Genomic DNA, 20,929 nt, shown 5'->3' with positions numbered 1-20,929 from the left:
AACTTGGGGCATAAAGTTTTCTTAAGGAATAATAATCCGATCCATACGTTTGTCATGAGGTTCCGTTGGAATATGGTCAAATATCTGGAATCCGTAGGCTATGGCAATGCGGGGATGGTTTGGTTCCTTTTCAAAAAGCCGGTCATAATATCCGCCGCCGTATCCCAGCCGGTTTCCGGATTTGTCAAAAGCAAGTCCCGGAACAATCACAGGAGCTTCCGGGTCATGGATTTTTAAGCAGGATGGCTTTGGCTCCATAATACCCATGATGCCTTCCTCTAAATCTGCCTTCCCGGATATGGCATAAAACTCCAGTTCCTTTCCAACGACCTTTGGTACAGCTACGCATTTTCCCTGCCTTAATAATGATTCCATGAACCTCCAGGTGCCTGCTTCCCGTTGAAAGGATACATAGCAGTAAACACAAAAAGCCCTAAGAATATCATCAAGGTTCAAAAGCTGCTCGCAGATGGAATCGTCCCATACGCTCTCAGCTGCTGCTTCCAAGGCCTTCCGCTGCTCCTTTATCATGAGCCTGATATCATTCTTCTCCGACTTTTCCATACTTTTTACCCAAATCCGTTACGGTTCCGTCTTCCTCTTGAATGGTAATGTTGTTTAAATTTCCTCGTAAACTGCTGCGGATGGATTCGATATACTCTCTCCGCAAAGCAGCTTGCTCCGCCTGCTCTTCTTCTGATAATCCGGTTGCTTTTGATTTATGATAAAGTGTATTGATCCTGTCGATCTTATCCTGATTCATAGGGTTCTCCTTAATACTCGTGATTAATATAGTCCATCAAGTCAAAATCATGGTTTGAATGGGCAAGGAACAGGGTTCCTTTTTCTTCTGCCGATACGATCTGCCCGATGACCTCCACCTGGTCGCCGTTGGCAATGACCATATCGGAACCGCTGTCCGTAGCAATTCGGGCGGCAGCAAGTTTTGCAGCCATGCCTCCGGTACCTACATCGCTTCCGGAGGTGGATTTTCCCATTTCCATAAGCTTTGGCGTGATTTCCTTTACCAAACCGATAAATTCTGCTTTTGGGTTTTGTCTGGGATCATCGGAATACAGGCCGTCAATATCCGATAATAATATTAAAAGGTCTGCTCCGATCAATGCGGCAACAATGGCGGAAAGCCGGTCATTATCGCCGAAATTATCCACCAGTGGAATTTCAGAGGTGGATACGGTATCGTTTTCATTAACAATAGGGATGGCCCCAAGCTTTAAAAGTTCATCAAAGGTGTTCTGTGCATTATAACGGCTGCTGTCATTAACCATAGTATTTTTGGTCAAAAGAACCTGTGCCGCTATTTGATTATATTCTGCAAAAAGCTTTTGGTACACCATCATAAGCCTGGCCTGGCCTACGGCGGCGAATGCCTGCTTTTCCGATATGGTAACAGGTCTGGTATGGTGCCCAAGAGCCTGACGTCCCGCTGCGATCGCACCGGAGGAAACTAAGACTACCTGCTTTCCCTGTCCCTTTAAATCGCTGATAACCCGAACCAGTTTTTCAATTTTCATCAGGTTCAAATCCCCGGTATAGGCATGGGTTAAGGATGAAGATCCGATCTTTATAACGATCCTTTTTTTATCCTTTAGTTTCTCTCGTTCTGTGACGTACATCTTCATTATCATCTGCTTTCTGGTATTCTTTTTGTTTCATATCTTACATCATTTTTACTGTTTCGTCAATTTATATAGATAACCTTTCAAATCTGGAGGCAATGGCTTCCGCTACTTTTAAGCCATCCATTGCCGCAGAAGTGATCCCTCCTGCATATCCGGCGCCTTCTCCACAGGGATAGATTCCTTTTATGCTGCATTCAAAGGCCTCGCCTCTGGGAATGCGTACCGATGATGAGGTTCTGCTTTCCACACCTGCAAAAATAGCATCCGGTCTGGAAAAGCCGTGAATCCGGCGCTCAAAGGCTTCCACTCCCTGAATCAGGGATTCTGATAAGTATTCTGGAAGAAACTCTCTTATATTTGCAAAACCATATAAGCCCTTAAAGGCCGGTTCTACGTCACCAAATGCTTTTGATGGCTGATTCTTTTTAAAATCCCCGTAAAGCTGGACCGGAATTTTCCCGCTGCCGCTTAAGAAGGCCGCTTCTTCCAGCCGTCTTTGATAAGCGATACCGGCAAGAGGAGCCGTGCCGCCAAAATCCTCCGGTGTCACGGTAACAATCAGGGCGCTGTTGGCATTTACGCCATCCCTCTTGTGATAACTCATTCCGTTTACTGCAAGCCTCTTTTCTTCGGAGGATGCATTGACGACATATCCTCCGGGACACATACAGAACGTATAAACACCTCTTCCATTTGTGCACTGATGGGTAAGCTTGTAATCTGCCGGACCAAGGCTGGGATAATTTCCGGTCCCATACTGAGAACGGTTTATGCCCTCCTGCGGATGCTGGATTCTTAATCCCACTGCAAAAGCCTTTGCTTCCATTGGAACCCCTCTTTTGTTCAGAACTTCAAAAGTGTCCCTGGCGCTGTGTCCGATAGCCAACACAAGAGTTTCTGCCGGAATCTCTTCCTTTTCATCGACCATCACTCCCTGCAGCCTGCCGCCTTTTATTATAAAATCGGTCACACGGCTGTTAAAACGGACCTCTCCTCCAAGGTCTATGATCTCCTCCCTCATCCCTTTGACGATGCCGCTTAAAACATCGGTGCCGATATGAGGCTTATTTACATAGAGAATAGAGGGATCGGCTCCAAATTCCACGAAAAGCTCCAATACCTTCCGGTTCCTCATGAGGGGATCCTTAACAAGGGTATTCAGCTTTCCATCGGAAAAGGTACCAGCGCCTCCCTCTCCAAACTGTACATTACAATCCGGCTTTAATATTCCGCCATTCCAGAATGAGTCCACAGCTTCCCTGCGCTTTTCCACAGACTCTCCCCGTTCCAGAAGAAGGGGACGGTATCCGTGCCTTGCCAGCATGAGCCCGCAAAAAAGCCCGGCAGGTCCGGCGCCGATGATCACCGGCCGGCTGGCCATCTTTTCAGTTCCCGGCTTTGGAAAGAAATATTCTTTTTTCTCTGATATTCCAAAACTTCCGTTTCTGGCTTTATGTATCACAGACTCTTCTTTTGCGGTCTCCACATCGATGCAGTAAGTAAAATGGATTTCCTCTTTTTTTCTGGCATCAACAGATTGTTTGATTATTTGGAGGGAATGTATTTCCTTTACCGGTATCTTTAATGTTTTCGCTGCCTTTGCCCATAAGGCCTCTTCTGTGTGATCCACCGGCAGCTTTAGTTGATTAATTCTTATCATAATTTTCCTCATTCCTGCCCATGCGTTCTGGGCGTTTCCCTTCCTGCATAGGTGCCTGCCAGTATGCCGCAAGACCACGCCCACTGCAGGTTATAACCTCCGCAGATGCCGTCCACGTCAAGAATTTCACCGGCCAGGTAAAGCCCGTTAATAAGCTTTGACTCCATGGTGTTTGGATCCACTTCCCTGGTATCAATACCTCCGCTGCACACCTGAGCCTGATCAAAGGAATTGGCGGCAATGATTTCGGTTTTCAGTCCCTTTAAGGAAGAAGCCAGCTTTTTTATCTGGGAAGCCGTAATATCTTTGACAAAGCCCTCATTTGGGATACCGGCTTCCTTTAAAAGAATCCGGGCCAGCTTATGATTTAATACGCCGTTTAAGAATTCTTCTGCCGGCCGGTAACCAAAGTGTCTAGCTCGTTCCAAAAGAAGCTGCCTGGTACTTTCAAAATCCATGGAAGGAAATAAATCCAGCTCTGCTGTTACATTACGGCCTGCATCCATCTCTCTGGCAGCAAAACGGCTGACTTGGAATACCGGAATGCCGGATATCCCATAATCCGTGAACTGAAGCTCCCCACGATCGGCTGCAGCCGCCTTTCCGTCTATTTTAAGGGTTACGGCAGCTTCTGTCCTGACCCCGGCTGCCTGTTTGTACCATTTTTCCCTGCATCTAAGCTGTACCAAAGCAGGCAGCGGCTTAATGATGCGGTGCCCCAAAGCGCTTGCAAGCTGATAACCGCTTCCATCGGAACCTGTTTTTGGAGCTGCCATGGAACCTGCCGCTAAAATGACGGCATCCGCCTTTTTCTTTCCTTTGGAAGTCATAAGGGACAGATCCTTCCTTATTTCCTCTACCTGACAGTCGGTAACTATGGAGACGCCCAGATGGTCCAGCTCAAAGAGAAGGGCTTCCAGGACAGAGGCGGCCTGTCCGGTGTTGGGATAGACATATCCGTTCCGGTCCGTAAGAACAAGGCCAAGGTTCCGGAAAAATTCCAGAGTCTGTCCGACCGGAATGCGTTCCAGCACCTTTTTTATAAACTCTGGCTGACCTCCCCGGTAAGCGCCGTCAGGGGTCATTAAATTGGTTAAATTACATTTTCCGTTTCCGGTGGAAAGAAGTTTTTTCCCCGGTCTGGCTGTATGTTCTAAAACGGTAACAGAAGCGCCCTGTCTGGCTGCCTGGATGGCCGCTGCCAGACCGGAAGCTCCTGCACCTACGATGATTACCTGTTGCTTCATAAAATCCTCCTGTATCCTCAGACAGACTTATTGTATCCAGTTTGCCCCTTCATTTCAAGTGCTTCTTTAGCTTGTATAGGATTCCAGGTAATTAAATACCTCGATCATGGAAGAAAACCATATGCCATCCATTAATTTTCCCCGTTCTTCCTCGGGAAAATCAGTGACCGGCATATGGGTATATAGGCAGATGGTGGTTTTATCCTGGTAGAGGACGAGAAGATAACCGTCCTCTGAGACAAGATAATATTTTTCTTTGCCTTTTGCATTTACGGGTTCAACCTCTTCCTGGTTTATTACGATCTGCGCTTCCGTCACAGTTTCTGTTTCTATGGTTGCCCCCGGCAGGGCCTCCTCAGGCCTTACGCTGTCCTTTGTAATGGCAAACCCAATTCCTAAGCAAATGGCAGATGCCGCTACGAACAAAAGAAAGCAGAACATATACTTCTTCATGAGATGATACCTCCTTCATGTAAGTATAGTATCTGCCTTCTTCCTGGGTTTTAATCACATAAGATGGAATTTTCTTGCAATGCGCACCAGCTTCTTCCCTCCGGGGACGCTTAAAAGCTCCGATTCATCAACGCAGCGCAGTTTTAAAAGGAGAATTCCATAAACCGCCACCGCCACAGCTATGGCAGCAAGAACACCAAACACATTGCGCTTCAAGGTCAGATGCACCAGAAAATAGGTACCGTAAGCAGCCGCTCCCATAACTCCCGATGCCATGATGGGAAGGATAAAGGTCTTTTTATATTCCTGTCTGTAATTCAAAAATCTCCGGATTGCTGCCCCGTTTAACATACACATGGTAAAGGCAAACAGGATGTTGGAATACACTACGCTGTAGATTCCCAGCCGGAATCCGAAAAGCATGACACACAGTATGATGACGTGGAGGATCAAAGAAATGATCGCATTCTTTAAGGGGGTCTGCATCCGGTTGATGCCCTGCAATACTCCGTTTGTCACTGTGGAAAGGGAGAAAAACACTACTGCCACAGATCCGTACATCATCATCTTAATAAGGGCCGAATTGTCATTTCTGCTGAATAACAGATTACAGATAGGTCCTGCCAGTACGGTAAGGCCTACCGTAGCCGGTATGGCAATGAGCATGGAAAAACGGATCACCATGGATACCTTGCTTTTTAACTGTCCTCTCTGACCTTCCGCCATTGCCCTTGATAGGGAGGGGATGAGGGCGGAGGAAAGAGAATTGGCAATTGCAACCGGAATATTAAAAAGAAGCTGGTACTTCCCGATTACTCCCCAGTTGGAAGCGATCTCCGATGCACCCATACCCATGGCCGCCATGCCGTTTCCATAAATGCTGTTGTCAATCACTGTACTGATGTTATAAGCCACGCTGCTTAATACAATGGGAAAGACCGTCATGAAAAGAGCGCCGGAAAGTTCTCCATAGGATTCCCGCCGTCTTGTCCTGTCCCTTCTTGCCTGCTTTTTCATGATCGGAAAGTAGCTGAATAAAATAAGCAGGAGAAACAGCAGGGCAGCCACGGCCCCTGCTCCTGTACCAATGGTTCCTCCCGCCGCTCCTAAGGCAAAGGAGTATTCCGTGGAACCGTGAACCAGATTGGACCGAAGCCCTGCCTGAAACAGCCTGGAGGCTGCATATACGCTGATGATCGCATTAACGATCTGTTCAAGCACCTGGGATATGGCCGTGGGAAGCATAGTCCCAATGCCCTGGAAATATCCCCGGAACACACCAAGATAGGCAATCACCCAGATGGTAGGGGCCAGCGTCTTTAAGGCATAGAAGGTATAAGGCATCTTTAAAAAACGGCTGGCAAATATGTCTGCTCCAAACCAGAGCACGGCAGCTCCCAGCCCTCCTGCCACGGTACCGTAAAACAGGGCCACCTTTAATACCCTTGTGGAGTTGCGGTACTCTTTTCTCGCCAGTCTGGTGGCGATCATCTTCGATACTGCCGTAGGCAGGCTGTAAGAGGATACAATCAAAAGGAGGGAATAAATCGTAAACGCAGAGCTGTAATAACCGTTTCCTTCATTCCCTAAAATATCCGCCAGAGGGATGCGGTAAAACATACCGATGACCCGGACGATAATACCAGCCACCGCAAGGATGGCTCCCTGGATCAGGAAATTAGAAGATCCCCTTTTTGCCTGTTTTCTGCTTGTCCTATTCTTTTCCATATAACTTTACATTGGGAGAATCCTGTGCGGAAATAATGCATACCCAGGTTTTTCCCTGGTTCAGGATAATCTCGTTATTCTCCATGTCGTAATAATGTGTTGGGCCGAATTCTCCATCCTTGGTCCATTTTATGGGGATGGAACGGCCTTCTGTTACGTAACAGCCATAAGAGTCATCCTGTACGTTGATGTTTAAATATTCTGTCGTTGCATAATGGGCGGCAGGACAGTACTGAAGAATAATATTCTTAACTTTGATCTGGCCTTCATCTCCCTTGTGAGGAGCCCCATACTGGAACCGGTAATAAAGCCCGTCCTCCTCATGGTATTCAAACCATGGCTTATTGAGCACGTAGCCCGGATAGACCTTATAGGCATCGCTGACGCCATTTACTCCTTCAAGGGTCACCTTACGGCCTTCTTTCGCAAAGCGGTAGTGGCCGCGGTAGGACGGGTCGTAGCTTTCCGAATATCCCAGTTGTAGGATGGATTTGTTTAACCGCTCCCCGCTGGTATATGCGTTGTGGGGAGATTTCCGGTCTTTGGAACGGAAATATGCCACCGTGCCGATGCCATCAAGCCCGTTGATGTTGTCCACATTGGCCAGATAAGGCTTAGCAAAGGTACTCTGCCCGTAATGGGCGTAAATGGCATTAAATTCACGGGCAAAATATGTATAATAGGTGCGGCAGCTCCTGACGGAGCCAATCCGGTCCAGATCATCATAATTTTCCATAATAGCCATGTAACGGTTCATACCCCCTTCTGCCGGTGCCTCATAAACCACTCCGGCACGGTTGATTCCGTATTGGGGAAGAGCTTCTTTGTCATTGCTCATCATCACTGCCACCGGCCTCCGGTTTCCGATGGCAGATTTCACCATCTCCCCGGTAAGATAGCTGCGTATCATTCCATCTTTTTCAGTACGTTCTTCAAAGGTATAGTATTCACCGGAATTCGCCTCTGTCCCATCGTCTGCTGACTCACTGCTGCTAATTTTGATCTCTTTTGTTTCCTGAGCCTGGTCGGTTTCCAGCGATTGATCCGGAACCCATACCTTTTCGTATTTTCTACTGCAGCCGGATAAAAAAGCGGCAGACAGCACGATGCCAGCGAATCCAAACCATACCTTTTTCATCATCTTGTAAATCCTCCCAGGCTTAAGATTTCCTCCTGCTTCTTTTCCATGATCTCCCGCTCTTCCTCTTCCATGTGATCATAGCCGCAAAGATGAAGCATGCTGTGGGCAACTAAAAAAGCAAGCTCCCTTGTTTGGGAATGGCCGTATTTTTCGGCCTGTTCTTCTACCTTATCTACAGATATCACAATATCTCCCAGCAAAAGTTCTCCTGTTTCCGGATGAAAGCAGTCGTCTGCCGTCTCTTCTAAGTGTTCAAATTCCGAAGGATTTTCGTATTCGATCATGGGAAAGGAAAGAACATCCGTAGGGTTGTCTATATTCCGGTATTCCTTATTGATCTGGCGGATATCCTCATTGTCGGTAATGAGAATATTGACCTCTGCCTCATAAGGGCAGTCTTCATAATCCAGCGATTCTTCTACCACCCTTGTAATAATATCTTCATATGGGATGTCCAGCTTTTTTTCTGCCTCATATTCAACATTAATCGTCATAACGTGCCTTTCTGCCGCCGATGGCTTTGGTCTTTCGTTCAACCGGCTTTTTCTTTGACTCATAATCTTCATAAGCCTGTACAATTTTCTGCACAAGAGGATGACGAACCACGTCGCTGCTGGTTAAGTGGCAGAAGCCGATGTCGTCAATTCTCTTTAATATTTTCATGGCTGTATCAAGACCTGATATGGCTCCTGATGGCAGATCCTTTTGTGTTAAGTCACCTGTTACAATCACCTTTGATCCAAAACCGATTCTGGTGAGGAACATCTTCATCTGGGCCGGAGTGGTATTCTGGGCCTCGTCAAGAATAATATAGGCATTGTCCAGGGTACGGCCTCTCATGTAAGCCAGGGGAGCCACCTCAATTAAGCCTTTCTCCGCATTGTGAAGATAGCTCTCCGCTCCCATGATCTGATAGAGTGCATCATATAATGGCCTTAAGTAAGGATCTATTTTACTTTGCAGATCACCTGGGAGAAAGCCCAGCTTTTCCCCTGCCTCAATGGCGGGCCTGGTCAGGATGATCCGGTTCACCTCTCCGTTTTTAAACGCCTGGATGGCCATTGCCATGGCAAGATAGGTCTTTCCGGTTCCGGCAGGCCCGATGCCGAATACGATCATCTTCTTTCTGATCTGATCCACATACTGCTTTTGCCCAAGGGTCTTGGGCTTTACCGGTCGTCCAGTAATGGTTCTGCAGATAATGTCCTTGTCGATTTCTAAAATCTGACTATCGCTTTCAGAAAATGACAGAGAGAGGGCATAATCTACATTTTGCTCTGTAATGGCATTTCCCCGCTTGGAAAGCTCGATCAGGTTATTGAATACACTTTTTGCTTTCTGTACCATCTGCTCCGATCCTATGATCTTAAGGGCGCCATCCCGTCCAATCATGGTAACATGCAGGGTTCGTTCTATTTTCTTTAGATAGTTGTCAAACTGTCCGCATACATTTTTTTCGTGTTCAGCTGGGATATCTATGATTGTCTCAATTACGCTCATTTAAATGATTTGTCTCCTCCGGTTCCTCTGTTCTTTGTATCTTCAACGCCTCCTGCCTGCCTACAGGCTCCTCTGCCACGAAATCTATGGCAATCTGGCATAAAGATTCATTATCTAGTATTTTAACATGATTTTCCAGAATTTGTACCCCTTTTTCTATTAAATTTTTTTTATACCTCTCGTTTATATCCTCGGACAGCTGTTTTTTCTCTTCTTCCGTATAGGGACGCTCGTAGGATATATATTCTTTCCCTGTTATTTTGCCAACGTAAATGGGAAGATAAAAATTCTGGAATAAATGAAGCTGCTCTTCCTCCATCGTCCGCTTCCAGAAAGTTCCCTCCGGCCGTGGCCGGATAAGCATGAAGGAAAAGCGGAAAGCCTTCATATAATATCCCTTCCTGACCTTTCCTGTTTCTACGTCTACTTTCCGGAAAAGGGGCATCTGCCTGGTAAAATGATATTCTGTTCTGGCCGTTATATCCGCTTCGGAGCGCACAAAGTGGGTGTTGATCACTTCCTCGCTGTCTCCGATAATGGGAAGGGTGCCGCTGATCAGCGTCTGTCCTTGTTCTATGGTATCACCTATGGCTACCATTGGAACACCGCTGCGCACGATCATGGAGGTGATCACACCGTCTTTTTCCGCTATGATATCACAGGGGGTTTCATCCTTTACAGGAATCTCCGACAACACTTCATTCTCTTTTATTTTAACCAAAAGGCGGGTTCCTGATACCCTTGCCGACACCCAGGTTATTTCTGGAAACTTTGTTCGAAAGGTCTCTTCCAGGGCATCACAGTCAATTTTTGATTTTCTCATGCCATACCGGATTTCTTCCGATTCACAAAATTTTAAAAGGGTGTCGTATGTATACATCCGGTTCCCGTCGAACTCAATGTCCCAGATAAACAGGGAAAGGGAATAAAGGATCAGGAAAAAGCTTACAAATCCGGCAGCATATAGTTTCCGCTTTTTGTTCCTGTGTAAAAAAAAAGGAAGTCCAAACTTTTTTAAAATCCTAAGTCTGACCTTCGATTTACGTACAAGGGGTTTTACCTTGCGGAACCCTTGTACAGTCATAAAAAGCTGATAGGAATGTCCGGAATTTATGACTTTCCACAATTCAATTTCATGAACGCTGCACATATTAAGAAAACGTTCCGGGGAAAAACCGGTCATTTCTATAAAAAGATAACCGAAAAAGTAATGATTCAGCCATGCAAGCATTTTGCTACACCTCCAGTTCCCTTTTTATTCAAATTCCAGGGATTTTATATAACCGTTGATTTTCATCTCCTCATTGGTGTAATATTCAATCATCAGTCTGCTTCCTCCGATGATGACTCGACAGTTTTTTGCCTGAAGTTTGATGGAAGAGTCAGTGTACAGGATAATGCTCCGGTAATTTTCTATCACAACGCTATGACGTCCAAGAAAAGATACAAGCACCTCTCCCAGAACCACATCCTTCGGGAGTTTTAAGGCGGAAGCTGCTTTTTCCTTTGATTCCTCAAACATAATCCCTTTTCTGCTCCTCTCTTTTTATTTCCGCAAGCAACCAGCCGGCACAGGAATACTGCATTCCTGCATCTGGCGAACGCTGTAAGAGGTCAAAAACCCCTTGGCTTGCTTTGGGGTTTTTGACCCCTTTATACTATATGCAAACAAGAAGCGGGAAATTCGTCACAGTACAACCATGCCATTCTTAATTTAGTATGCAGAAACGAGATTTTAAATTTTTTCTATGGTCTTAAAAGCCGAAAAAACCCCCGGTCACTTGAAAATGTGACCAGGGGCTCATCTTTTAACTATTAGTTATATTTACGTTTTCTTGCAGCTTCAGACTTTTTCTTACGTCTTACGCTCGGTTTTTCGTAATGTTCTCTCTTACGAATTTCCTGCTGGATACCTGCTTTTGCACAGTTTCTTTTGAATCTGCGTAAAGCACTATCTAAGGTTTCGTTGTCTTTAACGATAACATTTGACATAGCTCACACCTAACCTCCCTCCAGTTGTGTACTTGTGCATAATACAACTGTTTGGGTATTTTATAGCACTGATATGATTATAGCATAATTTTGCCATACGTCAAGAAAAACTTTCATGTTTTTCTTAATGTTTTGCTTATTATATCAGCTGTTCCGCAACAACTTCCATGACTCTTTCAAGGCATGCAGCTACTCCTGCCGGATTCTTTCCGCCTGCCTGAGCCATATTCGGACGTCCGCCGCCGCCACCGCCAACTAAGGAAGCAATGGCTTTGATCAAGTTGCCCGCATGGGCACCTTTTTTCTGCGCTTCCTCCGTTACAGTAGCCATCAGATTCACTTTATCATCCTGAACAGAGGCGAGTACAATAACCCCGTCGCCTAATTTATCTTTCAGCTGATCGCCTAAATTGCGGAGTCCGTTCATATCCACATCGAGTACCTTTGTGGCAAGGACCTTTACTCCCTTAATTTCTTTCACCTGATCCATTACATTGCCAAGAGAGTCCTTTGCAAGCCTGCTCTTTAACTTTTCATTTTCAGAATTCAGGGCTTTTATTTCATCTAAAAGGGACTCAATTTTGGCTGTCAGGGATGATGGTGTTGTCTTGGCAGCCTTTGCCGCTTCATGAAGCTCTTTTTCTGTTTCCTGATAATAATGCATCAGGCCGTCTCCGGTCAGGGCCTCGATTCTCCGTACTCCGGCTGCGATACCGGTTTCTGACAGAATCTTAAAGGAGCCGATGACTCCTGTATGACTAATATGAGTACCGCCGCAAAGCTCCGTGGAAAAATCTCCCATTTTCACTACGCGGACCGTATCTCCGTATTTTTCCCCAAACAGTGCCATTGCACCAGATTTTTTTGCTTCCTCTAAAGACATGATTTCCGTTTTTACAGGAAGAGATTCTTTGATTTTCTCATTTACAAGAGTTTCCACCTGTTCGATTTCCTGAGGCGTCATGGCTGAGAAATGGGTAAAGTCGAAACGCAGCCTGTCTCCGTCAACTAAGGAACCGGCCTGTTCCACATGATTGCCAAGAACCGCTCTTAAAGCTTTCTGGAGAAGATGGGTTGCGCTGTGGTTCTTCCCCGTATTCTGACGGTTATTCTCACAAACCTTTAAGGTGACCATATCTCCGGTCTGCAGCATTCCCTTTATCATTCTGCCCACATGGCCCACTTTTCCACCCTGTAAATGGATGGTATCTTCCACCTTGAATTCGCCCATATCACTTACGATTCTGCCCACATCGCCCTGCTGGCCGCCCATGGTAGCGTAAAATACGGTCTGTTCCGTCACAATGGTTCCGGTTTCTCCGTCGGTAAGCGCCTCTGCTAAGTCTGTTTCTGTGGTAAGAACAAGGATTTTGGAGTCGCAAGTCAGCTTATCATAACCGATGAACTCCGTTGTAATTGCAGGATCAATGGATTGATAAACAGTGACGTCAGCACCCATGTAATTGGTGGTCTTTCTGGCATTTCTGGCGGTTTCCCTCTGCTTTTGCATGGCAGCTTTAAAGCCTTCTTCGTCTACTCCGAAATTCTTCTCTTCCAGAATCTCCAGAGTCAGATCCAGGGGGAATCCGTAGGTATCATATAATTTAAAAGCATTTTCTCCGGAAAGAATGGTGACATTCTTCTTTACCATCTCCTCTTCCAGCTCCCCAAGAATGGCAAGGCCCTGGTCAATGGTCTTATTGAACTTATCTTCCTCCTGGGACAGAACTTTTAAAATCATGGCTTTCTTTTCTTCCAGCTCCGGATACCCATCCTTTGATAAGTCAATCACGGTGGAGGATAAGTCTGCAAGGAATTTTCCTTTGATGCCCAGAAGTCTACCGTGACGGGCAGCTCTTCTTAAAAGGCGGCGGAGAACGTAGCCCCGTCCCTCATTGGATGGCATGATGCCGTCGGATATCATAAAGGTACAGGAACGGATGTGGTCCGTGATCAGACGAAGGGATACATCCACGTCAGGATCCTTCGTGTATTCTGTCCGGGCCAGTTCAGCAACACGGTTTAAAAGGGCTTTTATCGTATCTATATCAAAAATTGAATCTACATCCTGAACAACTACGGCTAGACGCTCCAACCCCATGCCGGTATCAATGTTCTTCTGCTTTAACTCCTCATAGTTTCCATTGCCGTCATTTTCAAACTGGGTGAATACATTATTCCACACTTCCATATAGCGGTCGCATTCGCAGCCAACGGTACAGTCCGGCTTGCCGCAGCCATATTTCTCTCCCCTGTCATAGTAAATCTCAGAACAGGGTCCGCAGGGACCTGCTCCGTGCTCCCAGAAATTGTCTGCCTTCCCTAAACGGAAAATACGCTCGGCCGCAATGCCGATTTTCTTATTCCAGATTTCGAAGGCTTCATCATCTTCCAGATAAACAGAAGGATACAGCCTGTCCGGGTCAAGTCCGACCACCTGGGTCAAAAATTCCCATGACCAGTGAATCGCCTCATCCTTAAAGTAATCCCCAAAGGAAAAATTTCCCAGCATCTCAAAGAAGGTGCCGTGGCGGGCTGTCTTGCCAACGTTCTCAATATCTCCTGTCCTAATACACTTCTGACAGGTAGTCACCCTTTTTCTCGGCGGGATTTCCTGGCCTGTAAAATATGGCTTAAGGGGAGCCATGCCCGAGTTGATCAACAACAAGCTGTTATCATTATGCGGAACCAGGGAGAAGCTTTTCATAGCCAGATGTCCCTTGCTTTCAAAAAATTCAAGGAACATTTTCCTCAGTTCATTCACACCGTAGTTATTCACGTTACTGTCCTCCGTTTGCTATTTTATCTCTTTCGTCGCATTTCCGTTATTCACGGCATCTTTATGATCTCTGTATTTCTTGCCGCACACGATTCCGCCCCATGCAAGAAACAGAAAGAACAGGAATTTGATTGCAGTCTCCAGGAAACTTGCGAATATTGCTGTCATATTTTTTTCCTCCCGAAAATTCATATAGTATCACTCATTTTACTATCCTATCATATGGAATTTTATTTATCAAGATGTTACAATGGAATTTTTTTGCCCGGGCCTGGCTCTTTGTTTGCAGAAATAAAAAAGTACGGTGTTCACCGTACTTTTACTGGTCATCTCTCAAAGAGAGAACATCCATATATTCCGCTACAAGATCATAGGCCCTTGCCCTCGTGGATTCTGCCAGGGAAGCGGTGTACTCAACCTCTTCCAGACTTCCGCCGCTGTATTTTTTTGCGGCGTCCTCTGCCTTTGCATCCCTGCTTTTGATCCATGCCTGCTGTGAGGTCTCAAGGGACTTTATATCTTCGTCGGTCAGTTCCTCTACAATGGAAGCATAAATTGCGTTCTGCTCCCTGTTCCACAGCTTTAGCTCTTTATCTGCCAGGGCCTTCATGGAATAAGTATTGGAATCTCCCGATTCCTCCCGCATTTTTTTGATCTGGACATCTAAATCCAGCAAATGCTTTTGATAATAGGCTGCTCCTTCCGAAGAAGCGGCAGAGTTAACCGGCCTGCTTTTAGAATCCGGACTAATGGGAGAGATCACGGTTTCCTCAGTGGAAGCCTCGTTAGAGTTTTCCACGGCCTGGGGGGCCGGCTCTGCCTGATCGGAAGCTACAGCAATTTTCATCCGAAGCCCGGCATCTGCGGGCTGCGCACTATTCTCCGGGGTGGTTTCGGCCTGGGGGGCCGCATCCGGTCCGGCTTTCCTCTGCTTAGGTTCCTCTGCTGAAGCAGGTGCTTCCTGAGGGGCCGCTATATCCGCTGAATACAATTCCGGCGCTCCGCCATAGCTTTTTGCTTCCATTTGGGCATCCGGAACTTCGGAGTTTGAAAATCCGGTAATTCCCATAGAATCCGAAACGTTTTCCTTGCTTTTTACAAAACTGGATGTGGCAAGGGTTATGAGGATCCCAATGACCAGAATGCTTCCAATCACAATCCAAATTCCTCTATTTTTATTCATGAAATATCATCCTAACCTGCGTTGATGAAATTAACATATCACAAATAAAAAAGAAAGAAAATAGGAATCTGCAATTAGTAAGACATTGTAAGAGATATGTAAGTTTTTGACATTTTCCAATGACTGCCATGTCATATCCCTTCGTCGACCAGCAGATTGTCTCCATCTGCAGCGCCTGTGGCCAGCTTGTCACACCGTTCATTCTGGGGGTGACCGGCATGTCCCTTTACCCAGCGAAAAGTCACCTGATGAGGTTCCATGGCTCTTAACAGCCTTTCCCATAGATCTATGTTCTTTACAGGGCCGCTTTTGCCTCTCTTCCAGTTGTTTTTTATCCAGTTGTCAATCCAATGCTGATTAAATGCGTCTGTCACGTATTTGGAATCAGAGTATAGCTCCACCTGGCAGGGTCTGGTCAGGGCTTCCAGACCTGCAATGGCCGCCATCAGTTCCATACGGTTGTTGGTGGTCTTTACATATCCTGCCGCCATAGTTTTTTCGTGGAGCTGCCCTTTGGAATCCATAAATTGTAAAACCGCGCCATAGCCTCCCGGCCCGTCAGGGTTTCCTCTTGCAGCTCCGTCGGTAAATAATTGTACTTTCGTCACTTTCTTTTGTTCTCCTTATCTATCCCATTTATCACATAAAGAATTAATCTGATCCGCAAATTTGGCAAGATCTTTGTTGGCTCCGCCTTCGTTATGACGGATAACCTGCAAAAGCCTTTCGCCTGCAGCAAAAAGCCTTCCATAAACTCCCGCTGGTTTTTTTGAGATTTCCGGTGATTTGACTACTGCAATACCCTCTGTTTCATTCAGCCATCTTCCCAGGGAAAGATCATAAACAGAACCGGAGTGAGGGGCATTTGCCCTGTATCCGTAATCCTTCTCAAGAAGCTGCTCAAAGGAATTGCAAACCAGATCATCACCGTGTACCAGAAATACTTGTCGTGGTTTTTCTTCAAATGCATTCAACCAGGCAATCAATCCTTCCATATCTGCGTGGGAACTCATCCCATCCATCTGTTCTATATGGGCTTCCACCTGAATGGTTTCGCCAAATAGCCTTACTTCGCTGCACCCTTCGATCAGGCTTCTTCCCAAAGTCCCTATGGACTGATATCCGGTGAAAACAATGGTGCATTCCGGTCTCCATAAATTATGTTTTAAGTGATGGCGGATACGGCCTGCATCGCACATGCCTGCCGCTGATATGATCACTTTTGGTTTTGAATTAAAATTAATGTTCTTGGATTCTTCGCTGGTAACCGACAGCTTAAGGCCTGGAAAGGATATGGGGTTGATGCCTTTCATAACCAGTTCCTTTGTTTCCTCATCATAGCAGTCTACCAGATTATCTTTAAAAATCTGGGTTGCTTCCACTGCCAGAGGGCTGTCGACATAAACCTCAAATCCGTCATGCCCTGTGACCAGCTTTTCTGCCTTGATACGGCGGAACATATAAAGAAGCTCCTGGGTTCTTCCCACTGCAAATGCGGGTATCACCACATTTCCTCTTCTGTCCAGGGTCTTCTGGACAATGCCTGCAAGAACGGAAACATGGTCCGGTATCACACCGTGAAGCCGGTCTCCGTAGGTGCTTTCCATAACTACATAATCTGCCTCTTTTATGTAGTGGGGATCGCGGATTAAGGGCTTGTTTTTGTTGCCGATATCACCGGAAAACACGATCTTTCTGGAGGTTTTGCCTTCTGTGATCCAGATTTCAATAGAGGCGGAACCAAGAAGATGGCCTACATCTATAAAGCGGATTGTTAAGCCCTCCTCCAGTTCCACCTTTTCATTGTAATTGTAGGAATGAAACAGCTCCAATACGCCCATGGCATCATTGATTCCGTACAGGGGTTCTTCTTCCGGAAGCCCTGCCCGCCTGGCTTTTCTGTTCTTCCATTCTGTTTCGGACTCCTGAATATGGGCGCTGTCCTTCAGCATAATTCCGCAAAGGTCGGCAGTTGCAACGGTGGAGATCACCCGTCCCCGGAAACCTCTGGCATAGATAAAAGGAAGCATCCCTGCGTGATCGATATGGGCATGGGTCAAAAGAACATAATCAATTTCCGCATAGCTGACCGGCAGATCCACATTTACAAATTTATCAATCCCCTGCTCCATACCGCAGTCCACAAGGATTTTAAAACCGGCAGCATCCAGATAATGACAGCTCCCGGTTACCTCGCGGGCTGCGCCGATGAACATTAATTTCATATAAGCCCTCCTTTTGTACCTGTTTTTTGTATTATACCATTAATTTAAATAATAATGCAAATCATACCGCCATTACTATCGTTAATTATTTTTTGGAGGGTGTCCTGAAGTTTTATTTGACAGTCTTCCGTAAGCTGGGAAACCTTTTGCTGAATGCCGTCTTCCACAATCTGTTCAATGGATTTTCCAAAGATATTGGTGTTCCATATTCCTTCTTCGCTATCTCTTGCATTTTCTTTAATGTAGGCGATCAAATCTTCTGCCTGCTGTTCGCTTCCAACAATAGGGGCGATCTCCGTCTGGATATGGGCCTTGATTAAATTGATGGAAGGTGCTTCTGCCCGCATTTTTACTCCGTATTTATTTCCGTGTTTGATGACTTCCGGTTCATCCAGTATAATCTCGGACCGTTCCGGGGTTACGATTCCATAGCCTTTGAAACGAACCTGGCTCATGGCCTGGTTGACCTTTTCGTATTCTGCCTTCATTTTAGCAAGCTCACTTAAGGTCTGCATCAACTGGTATTCTCCCTCAATCGGAAGCCCTACGTAATCGCTTAAAATCTGATAATAATAGCTGTCATCCACATCCATGGCAACGGAAACGCTGCCGTCGGCCATATTTAAGTTCTGGACCTTAATGGACCGGACGCTTTCTGTTGATCCGTCAAATAAGTCTGAGGATACGTCCTTCATATGGGATACCTTTTTCACCATATCCTTTGCAGCCTGGATGACCTGGGCCTTCAGCCAGTGGGTAGCAGGGAGGATCTCAAGCCATTTTGGAATGAAGAAATCCATTTCAGTCACGGGGAATTCCTTTAATACCCGTTCAAGGATGTTGTTTACATCATCCTTTTTTAACTGTTCACAGTTAATGGGCATGACCGTTACCCCATATTTCTGGCTGATATCCTTTGAGAGAGCCGTTGTTTCCTCGGAATATGGCTTTGCGGAATTAAGCAGGATAATAAAAGGTTTCCCCAGGTTTTTTAATTCCTGTACGGTGCGCTCTTCTGCAGCTATGTAGTTGGGACGCTTCAGTTCGCCGATGGAACCGTCTGTGGTTATGACTACGCCAATGGTAGAATGGTCATTGATAACCTTTCTGGTTCCGATTTCAGCCGCTTTTGTAAAAGGAATCTCATAATCAAACCAGGGCGTCTTCACAAGCCGCTCTTCATCATTTTCAATGTGGCCGGCAGCACCTTCTACCATAAAGCCTACACAGTCGATCAAGCGGACTTTTGTTTCGATCTCATCTCCCAGACGGATGATGGCAGCTTCTTTGGGGATGAATTTGGGTTCCGTGGTCATGATGGTTTTTCCTGCCGCACTCTGTGGCAGTTCGTCCCTAGTCTGAGTTTTCTGGTGTTCATCCTCCATGCCCGGCAGAACCATTAATTCCATAAAACGCTTAATAAAAGTCGACTTTCCTGTTCTTACCGGCCCCACAACTCCAATGTAGATTTCTCCGTTGGTTCGGGCTTTGATATCATTGTATACGTTATAATTGTCCATAAAGATTCCCCCTTCTGTGCTGTTATACTATATGCATGGGAGAAAGGATTATTCCCTTTTATTTTTCACCCTGCTTCCAGGAATTTTCTATGTGATTCCTGTTCCCTTTTATAATCGTATTTGAACCGGAGAAAATGGTAAAAAATGAAGGAGGCCAAAGCAGTTTTTACACTTCTTTAGCCATCCTTCATCAACCGGTTATACAAACTGATATCTGTTCTTGTTTGATGCTATCAACGGGGCTTCATCCCATCCACCGCTGCCCGTTCAATTGCCAGACCACTGGTATAACGATCCATAAACACCTCAAATCCGGCTGCATCCTCCGGATCAGGCGTTACCTGATTTCCGCTCTCACCGGAAAACACCTGGTTTCCAAGATAATGCTCCAATGTTTCCCCGGCTTCTTTGTGAACCATATAGGAAGCTAGCAGAGCAATTCCCCAGGCACCTCCTTCCCCGGCAGTATCCATTACGGAAACCGGTACATTCACTGCAGCTGCCATCACGCTCTGTCCCACACCTTTCGTTTTAAAAAGGCCCCCATGGCCAAACAGCAGATCCAGCTTTACCCCTTCCCTTTTAAAGAGAATATCCATTCCCATTTTTAGTGCACCCAAAGAAGTAAACAGGTGGACCCTGATGAAATTGGCCAGATTGAACCTGCTGTCAGGCATGCGTACAAACAGGGGCCTTCCTTCGTCAAATCCGGTTATATGCTCTCCAGCCAAGTAACCGTAAGACAAAAGCCCGCCGCAGTCCTTATCTCCTGTCAGCGCCAGGTTATATAACACGGAAAACATCTGCCCTGTATCTGTTTTTAAGCCCATGGCTTCCAAAACCTCTCCGAACAGGGACACCCATGCGTTTAAATCTGAGGTACAGTTGTTGCAATGTACCATAGCAACCAGATCTCCTGCAGGGGTTGTGACCAGATCGATTTCCTCATATACATGGGTCAGTTCCTCCTCCAATACGATCATGGCAAATACACTGGTACCGGCTGATACATTGCCGGTTCTTGGCCCCACGCTGTTGGTAGCTGCCATACCAGTTCCCGCATCGCCTTCCGGAGGGCAAAGGGGAATGCCGTGTTTTAGCCGGCCGGAAGGATCCAGAAGTCTGGCGCCCTCAGGCGTTAAAACGCCGGCAGTTTTCCCGGCTGATAATACCTTTGGGAGAATCTCCCAAAGCTTCCAGGAATATCCTCCCTCTTCGGCCAACTCATCAAACTGATCCAGCATCCGGCTGTTAAAATCACCGGTCCGGATATCTATAGGGAACATCCCGGATGCATCTCCTACCCCCAATACTTTCTGACCGGTGAGGATCCAGTGCACGTAACCGGATAAAGTCGTCAGGAAACCGATATCTTTCACATGGTCTTCCTGATTCAGCATGGACTGATACAGATGGGCAATGCTCCATCTCTGGGGAATGGGATAAGCGAAAGTTTCTGTCAGTCTGGCAGAAGCTTCTCCGGTTATGGTGTTGCGCCAGGTCCTAAAGGGAACAAGCTGCTCACCATGCCTATCAAACACCAGATAGCCATGCATCATGCTGCTGATTCCCAGGGAACTTAAAACAGTCAGCTCCACATCGTATCGTTCCTTTACAGCCTCTGCCAGGTCCCGGTAGCAGCCTGTAAGCCCTTTTTTAACTTCCTCCATGCTGTAAGTCCAGACACGTTCCTCATACCGGTTTTCCCAGTCATAGCTTCCTGCAGCAAGAGGAACATGATCTTCCCCTATCAGCACAGCTTTTATCCTGGTAGAGCCAAGTTCGATCCCCAGAGAAGTTTTTCCGTTTTCAATCGCTTCTCTGATTGCAGAAATATCCAAATCCATAAGCCACCCTC

At 46.3% G+C, this 20,929-nt stretch carries 20 protein-coding genes; all 20 read right to left on the bottom strand.

The features are described from left to right. Positions 1–21: 21 nt before the first annotated feature. Positions 22–564 carry a 5-formyltetrahydrofolate cyclo-ligase gene (locus AC27IJ_RS16535; protein WP_312443532.1) on the bottom strand — a complete coding sequence of 181 codons (543 nt, stop codon included), beginning with the start codon at positions 562–564 and terminating at the stop codon, positions 22–24. Beyond that, entirely contained in the window at positions 542–763 is a 222-nt protein-coding gene (locus AC27IJ_RS16530; protein WP_312443534.1) for a DUF896 domain-containing protein, read from the bottom strand. Before AC27IJ_RS16530 ends, AC27IJ_RS16535 begins: the two co-directional genes overlap by 23 nt. A gap of 10 nt (positions 764–773) precedes the next feature. After that, entirely contained in the window at positions 774–1,637 is an 864-nt protein-coding gene (gene proB / locus AC27IJ_RS16525; RefSeq protein ID WP_312501854.1) for a glutamate 5-kinase, read from the bottom strand. A gap of 70 nt (positions 1,638–1,707) precedes the next feature. Then, positions 1,708–3,303: an NAD(P)/FAD-dependent oxidoreductase gene (locus AC27IJ_RS16520; protein ID WP_312443536.1), complete on the bottom strand. Its 1,596-nt coding sequence runs from the start codon at positions 3,301–3,303 to the stop codon at positions 1,708–1,710. 8 nt (positions 3,304–3,311) lie between these two features. Next, positions 3,312–4,550, bottom strand: coding sequence for a BaiN/RdsA family NAD(P)/FAD-dependent oxidoreductase (locus AC27IJ_RS16515; protein ID WP_487149790.1), 1,239 nt, complete (start codon positions 4,548–4,550; stop codon positions 3,312–3,314). Positions 4,551–4,616: 66 nt separating this feature from the next. Beyond that, positions 4,617–5,003, bottom strand: a complete 387-nt coding sequence (locus tag AC27IJ_RS16510; RefSeq protein ID WP_312443540.1) for a hypothetical protein — start codon at positions 5,001–5,003, stop codon at positions 4,617–4,619. A gap of 54 nt (positions 5,004–5,057) precedes the next feature. Further along, positions 5,058–6,731 carry a putative polysaccharide biosynthesis protein gene (locus AC27IJ_RS16505; protein WP_312501599.1) on the bottom strand — a complete coding sequence of 558 codons (1,674 nt, stop codon included), beginning with the start codon at positions 6,729–6,731 and terminating at the stop codon, positions 5,058–5,060. After that, positions 6,718–7,872 (bottom strand): DUF3048 domain-containing protein, encoded by a 1,155-nt coding sequence (locus AC27IJ_RS16500; RefSeq protein WP_487149788.1) that lies wholly within the window; start codon positions 7,870–7,872, stop codon positions 6,718–6,720. The genes AC27IJ_RS16505 and AC27IJ_RS16500 overlap by 14 nt, the downstream gene beginning before the upstream one ends. After that, positions 7,869–8,366, bottom strand: coding sequence for an rRNA maturation RNase YbeY (ybeY, locus tag AC27IJ_RS16495; RefSeq protein WP_312443546.1), 498 nt, complete (start codon positions 8,364–8,366; stop codon positions 7,869–7,871). Before ybeY ends, AC27IJ_RS16500 begins: the two co-directional genes overlap by 4 nt. Next, positions 8,356–9,372 (bottom strand): PhoH family protein, encoded by a 1,017-nt coding sequence (locus AC27IJ_RS16490; RefSeq protein WP_312501597.1) that lies wholly within the window; start codon positions 9,370–9,372, stop codon positions 8,356–8,358. The genes ybeY and AC27IJ_RS16490 overlap by 11 nt, the downstream gene beginning before the upstream one ends. Beyond that, positions 9,359–10,603 carry a sporulation protein YqfD gene (gene yqfD / locus AC27IJ_RS16485; protein WP_312501596.1) on the bottom strand — a complete coding sequence of 415 codons (1,245 nt, stop codon included), beginning with the start codon at positions 10,601–10,603 and terminating at the stop codon, positions 9,359–9,361. Before yqfD ends, AC27IJ_RS16490 begins: the two co-directional genes overlap by 14 nt. A gap of 24 nt (positions 10,604–10,627) precedes the next feature. Next, positions 10,628–10,894 carry a YabP/YqfC family sporulation protein gene (locus AC27IJ_RS16480; protein ID WP_312443551.1) on the bottom strand — a complete coding sequence of 89 codons (267 nt, stop codon included), beginning with the start codon at positions 10,892–10,894 and terminating at the stop codon, positions 10,628–10,630. 293 nt (positions 10,895–11,187) lie between these two features. After that, entirely contained in the window at positions 11,188–11,364 is a 177-nt protein-coding gene (gene rpsU, locus AC27IJ_RS16475; RefSeq protein ID WP_008975787.1) for a 30S ribosomal protein S21, read from the bottom strand. Between the two features lie 139 nt (positions 11,365–11,503). After that, complete coding sequence (alaS, locus tag AC27IJ_RS16470) at positions 11,504–14,110, bottom strand: alanine--tRNA ligase (protein ID WP_487150289.1); 2,607 nt, start codon at positions 14,108–14,110, stop codon at positions 11,504–11,506. Between the two features lie 51 nt (positions 14,111–14,161). Then, complete coding sequence (locus AC27IJ_RS16465) at positions 14,162–14,311, bottom strand: hypothetical protein (protein WP_312443553.1); 150 nt, start codon at positions 14,309–14,311, stop codon at positions 14,162–14,164. A gap of 151 nt (positions 14,312–14,462) precedes the next feature. Then, positions 14,463–15,326: a lysozyme inhibitor LprI family protein gene (locus tag AC27IJ_RS16460; protein ID WP_487149783.1), complete on the bottom strand. Its 864-nt coding sequence runs from the start codon at positions 15,324–15,326 to the stop codon at positions 14,463–14,465. Between the two features lie 131 nt (positions 15,327–15,457). Next, complete coding sequence (gene rnhA / locus AC27IJ_RS16455; protein ID WP_312443557.1) at positions 15,458–15,934, bottom strand: ribonuclease HI; 477 nt, start codon at positions 15,932–15,934, stop codon at positions 15,458–15,460. 15 nt (positions 15,935–15,949) lie between these two features. Continuing rightward, positions 15,950–17,551, bottom strand: a complete 1,602-nt coding sequence (locus tag AC27IJ_RS16450) for an MBL fold metallo-hydrolase RNA specificity domain-containing protein (RefSeq protein ID WP_487149781.1) — start codon at positions 17,549–17,551, stop codon at positions 15,950–15,952. A gap of 44 nt (positions 17,552–17,595) precedes the next feature. After that, the gene (gene spoIVA / locus AC27IJ_RS16445) at positions 17,596–19,071 is read right to left on the bottom strand and encodes a stage IV sporulation protein A (RefSeq protein WP_312443561.1); all 1,476 of its coding nucleotides are present in this window, start codon (positions 19,069–19,071) and stop codon (positions 17,596–17,598) included. Between the two features lie 233 nt (positions 19,072–19,304). Continuing rightward, entirely contained in the window at positions 19,305–20,918 is a 1,614-nt protein-coding gene (locus AC27IJ_RS16440; RefSeq protein WP_487149778.1) for a xylulokinase, read from the bottom strand. Positions 20,919–20,929 lie beyond the last annotated feature (11 nt).

The organism is Lacrimispora sp. YZC11 (assembly GCF_057543815.1).
This window is presented reverse-complemented; position numbering and strand designations above follow the sequence as displayed.

What these genes read in the sequence shown, in the direction of transcription:
- AC27IJ_RS16490 (WP_312501597.1), bottom strand. Translation starts at nt 9,372, where the DNA reads ATGAGCGTAATTGAGACAATCATAGATATCCCAGCTGAACACGAAAAA.
- AC27IJ_RS16520 (WP_312443536.1), bottom strand. Translation starts at nt 3,303, where the DNA reads ATGATAAGAATTAATCAACTAAAGCTGCCGGTGGATCACACAGAAGAG.
- AC27IJ_RS16460 (WP_487149783.1), bottom strand. Translation starts at nt 15,326, where the DNA reads ATGAATAAAAATAGAGGAATTTGGATTGTGATTGGAAGCATTCTGGTC.
- spoIVA (WP_312443561.1), bottom strand. Translation starts at nt 19,071, where the DNA reads ATGGACAATTATAACGTATACAATGATATCAAAGCCCGAACCAACGGA.
- AC27IJ_RS16450 (WP_487149781.1), bottom strand. Translation starts at nt 17,551, where the DNA reads ATGAAATTAATGTTCATCGGCGCAGCCCGCGAGGTAACCGGGAGCTGT.
- AC27IJ_RS16465 (WP_312443553.1), bottom strand. Translation starts at nt 14,311, where the DNA reads ATGACAGCAATATTCGCAAGTTTCCTGGAGACTGCAATCAAATTCCTG.
- rpsU (WP_008975787.1), bottom strand. Translation starts at nt 11,364, where the DNA reads ATGTCAAATGTTATCGTTAAAGACAACGAAACCTTAGATAGTGCTTTA.
- ybeY (WP_312443546.1), bottom strand. Translation starts at nt 8,366, where the DNA reads ATGACGATTAATGTTGAATATGAGGCAGAAAAAAAGCTGGACATCCCA.
- AC27IJ_RS16530 (WP_312443534.1), bottom strand. Translation starts at nt 763, where the DNA reads ATGAATCAGGATAAGATCGACAGGATCAATACACTTTATCATAAATCA.
- AC27IJ_RS16510 (WP_312443540.1), bottom strand. Translation starts at nt 5,003, where the DNA reads ATGAAGAAGTATATGTTCTGCTTTCTTTTGTTCGTAGCGGCATCTGCC.
- proB (WP_312501854.1), bottom strand. Translation starts at nt 1,637, where the DNA reads ATGTACGTCACAGAACGAGAGAAACTAAAGGATAAAAAAAGGATCGTT.
- AC27IJ_RS16440 (WP_487149778.1), bottom strand. Translation starts at nt 20,918, where the DNA reads ATGGATTTGGATATTTCTGCAATCAGAGAAGCGATTGAAAACGGAAAA.
- AC27IJ_RS16500 (WP_487149788.1), bottom strand. Translation starts at nt 7,872, where the DNA reads ATGATGAAAAAGGTATGGTTTGGATTCGCTGGCATCGTGCTGTCTGCC.
- yqfD (WP_312501596.1), bottom strand. Translation starts at nt 10,603, where the DNA reads ATGCTTGCATGGCTGAATCATTACTTTTTCGGTTATCTTTTTATAGAA.
- AC27IJ_RS16480 (WP_312443551.1), bottom strand. Translation starts at nt 10,894, where the DNA reads ATGTTTGAGGAATCAAAGGAAAAAGCAGCTTCCGCCTTAAAACTCCCG.
- AC27IJ_RS16515 (WP_487149790.1), bottom strand. Translation starts at nt 4,550, where the DNA reads ATGAAGCAACAGGTAATCATCGTAGGTGCAGGAGCTTCCGGTCTGGCA.
- AC27IJ_RS16535 (WP_312443532.1), bottom strand. Translation starts at nt 564, where the DNA reads ATGGAAAAGTCGGAGAAGAATGATATCAGGCTCATGATAAAGGAGCAG.
- alaS (WP_487150289.1), bottom strand. Translation starts at nt 14,110, where the DNA reads ATGTTCCTTGAATTTTTTGAAAGCAAGGGACATCTGGCTATGAAAAGC.
- AC27IJ_RS16505 (WP_312501599.1), bottom strand. Translation starts at nt 6,731, where the DNA reads ATGGAAAAGAATAGGACAAGCAGAAAACAGGCAAAAAGGGGATCTTCT.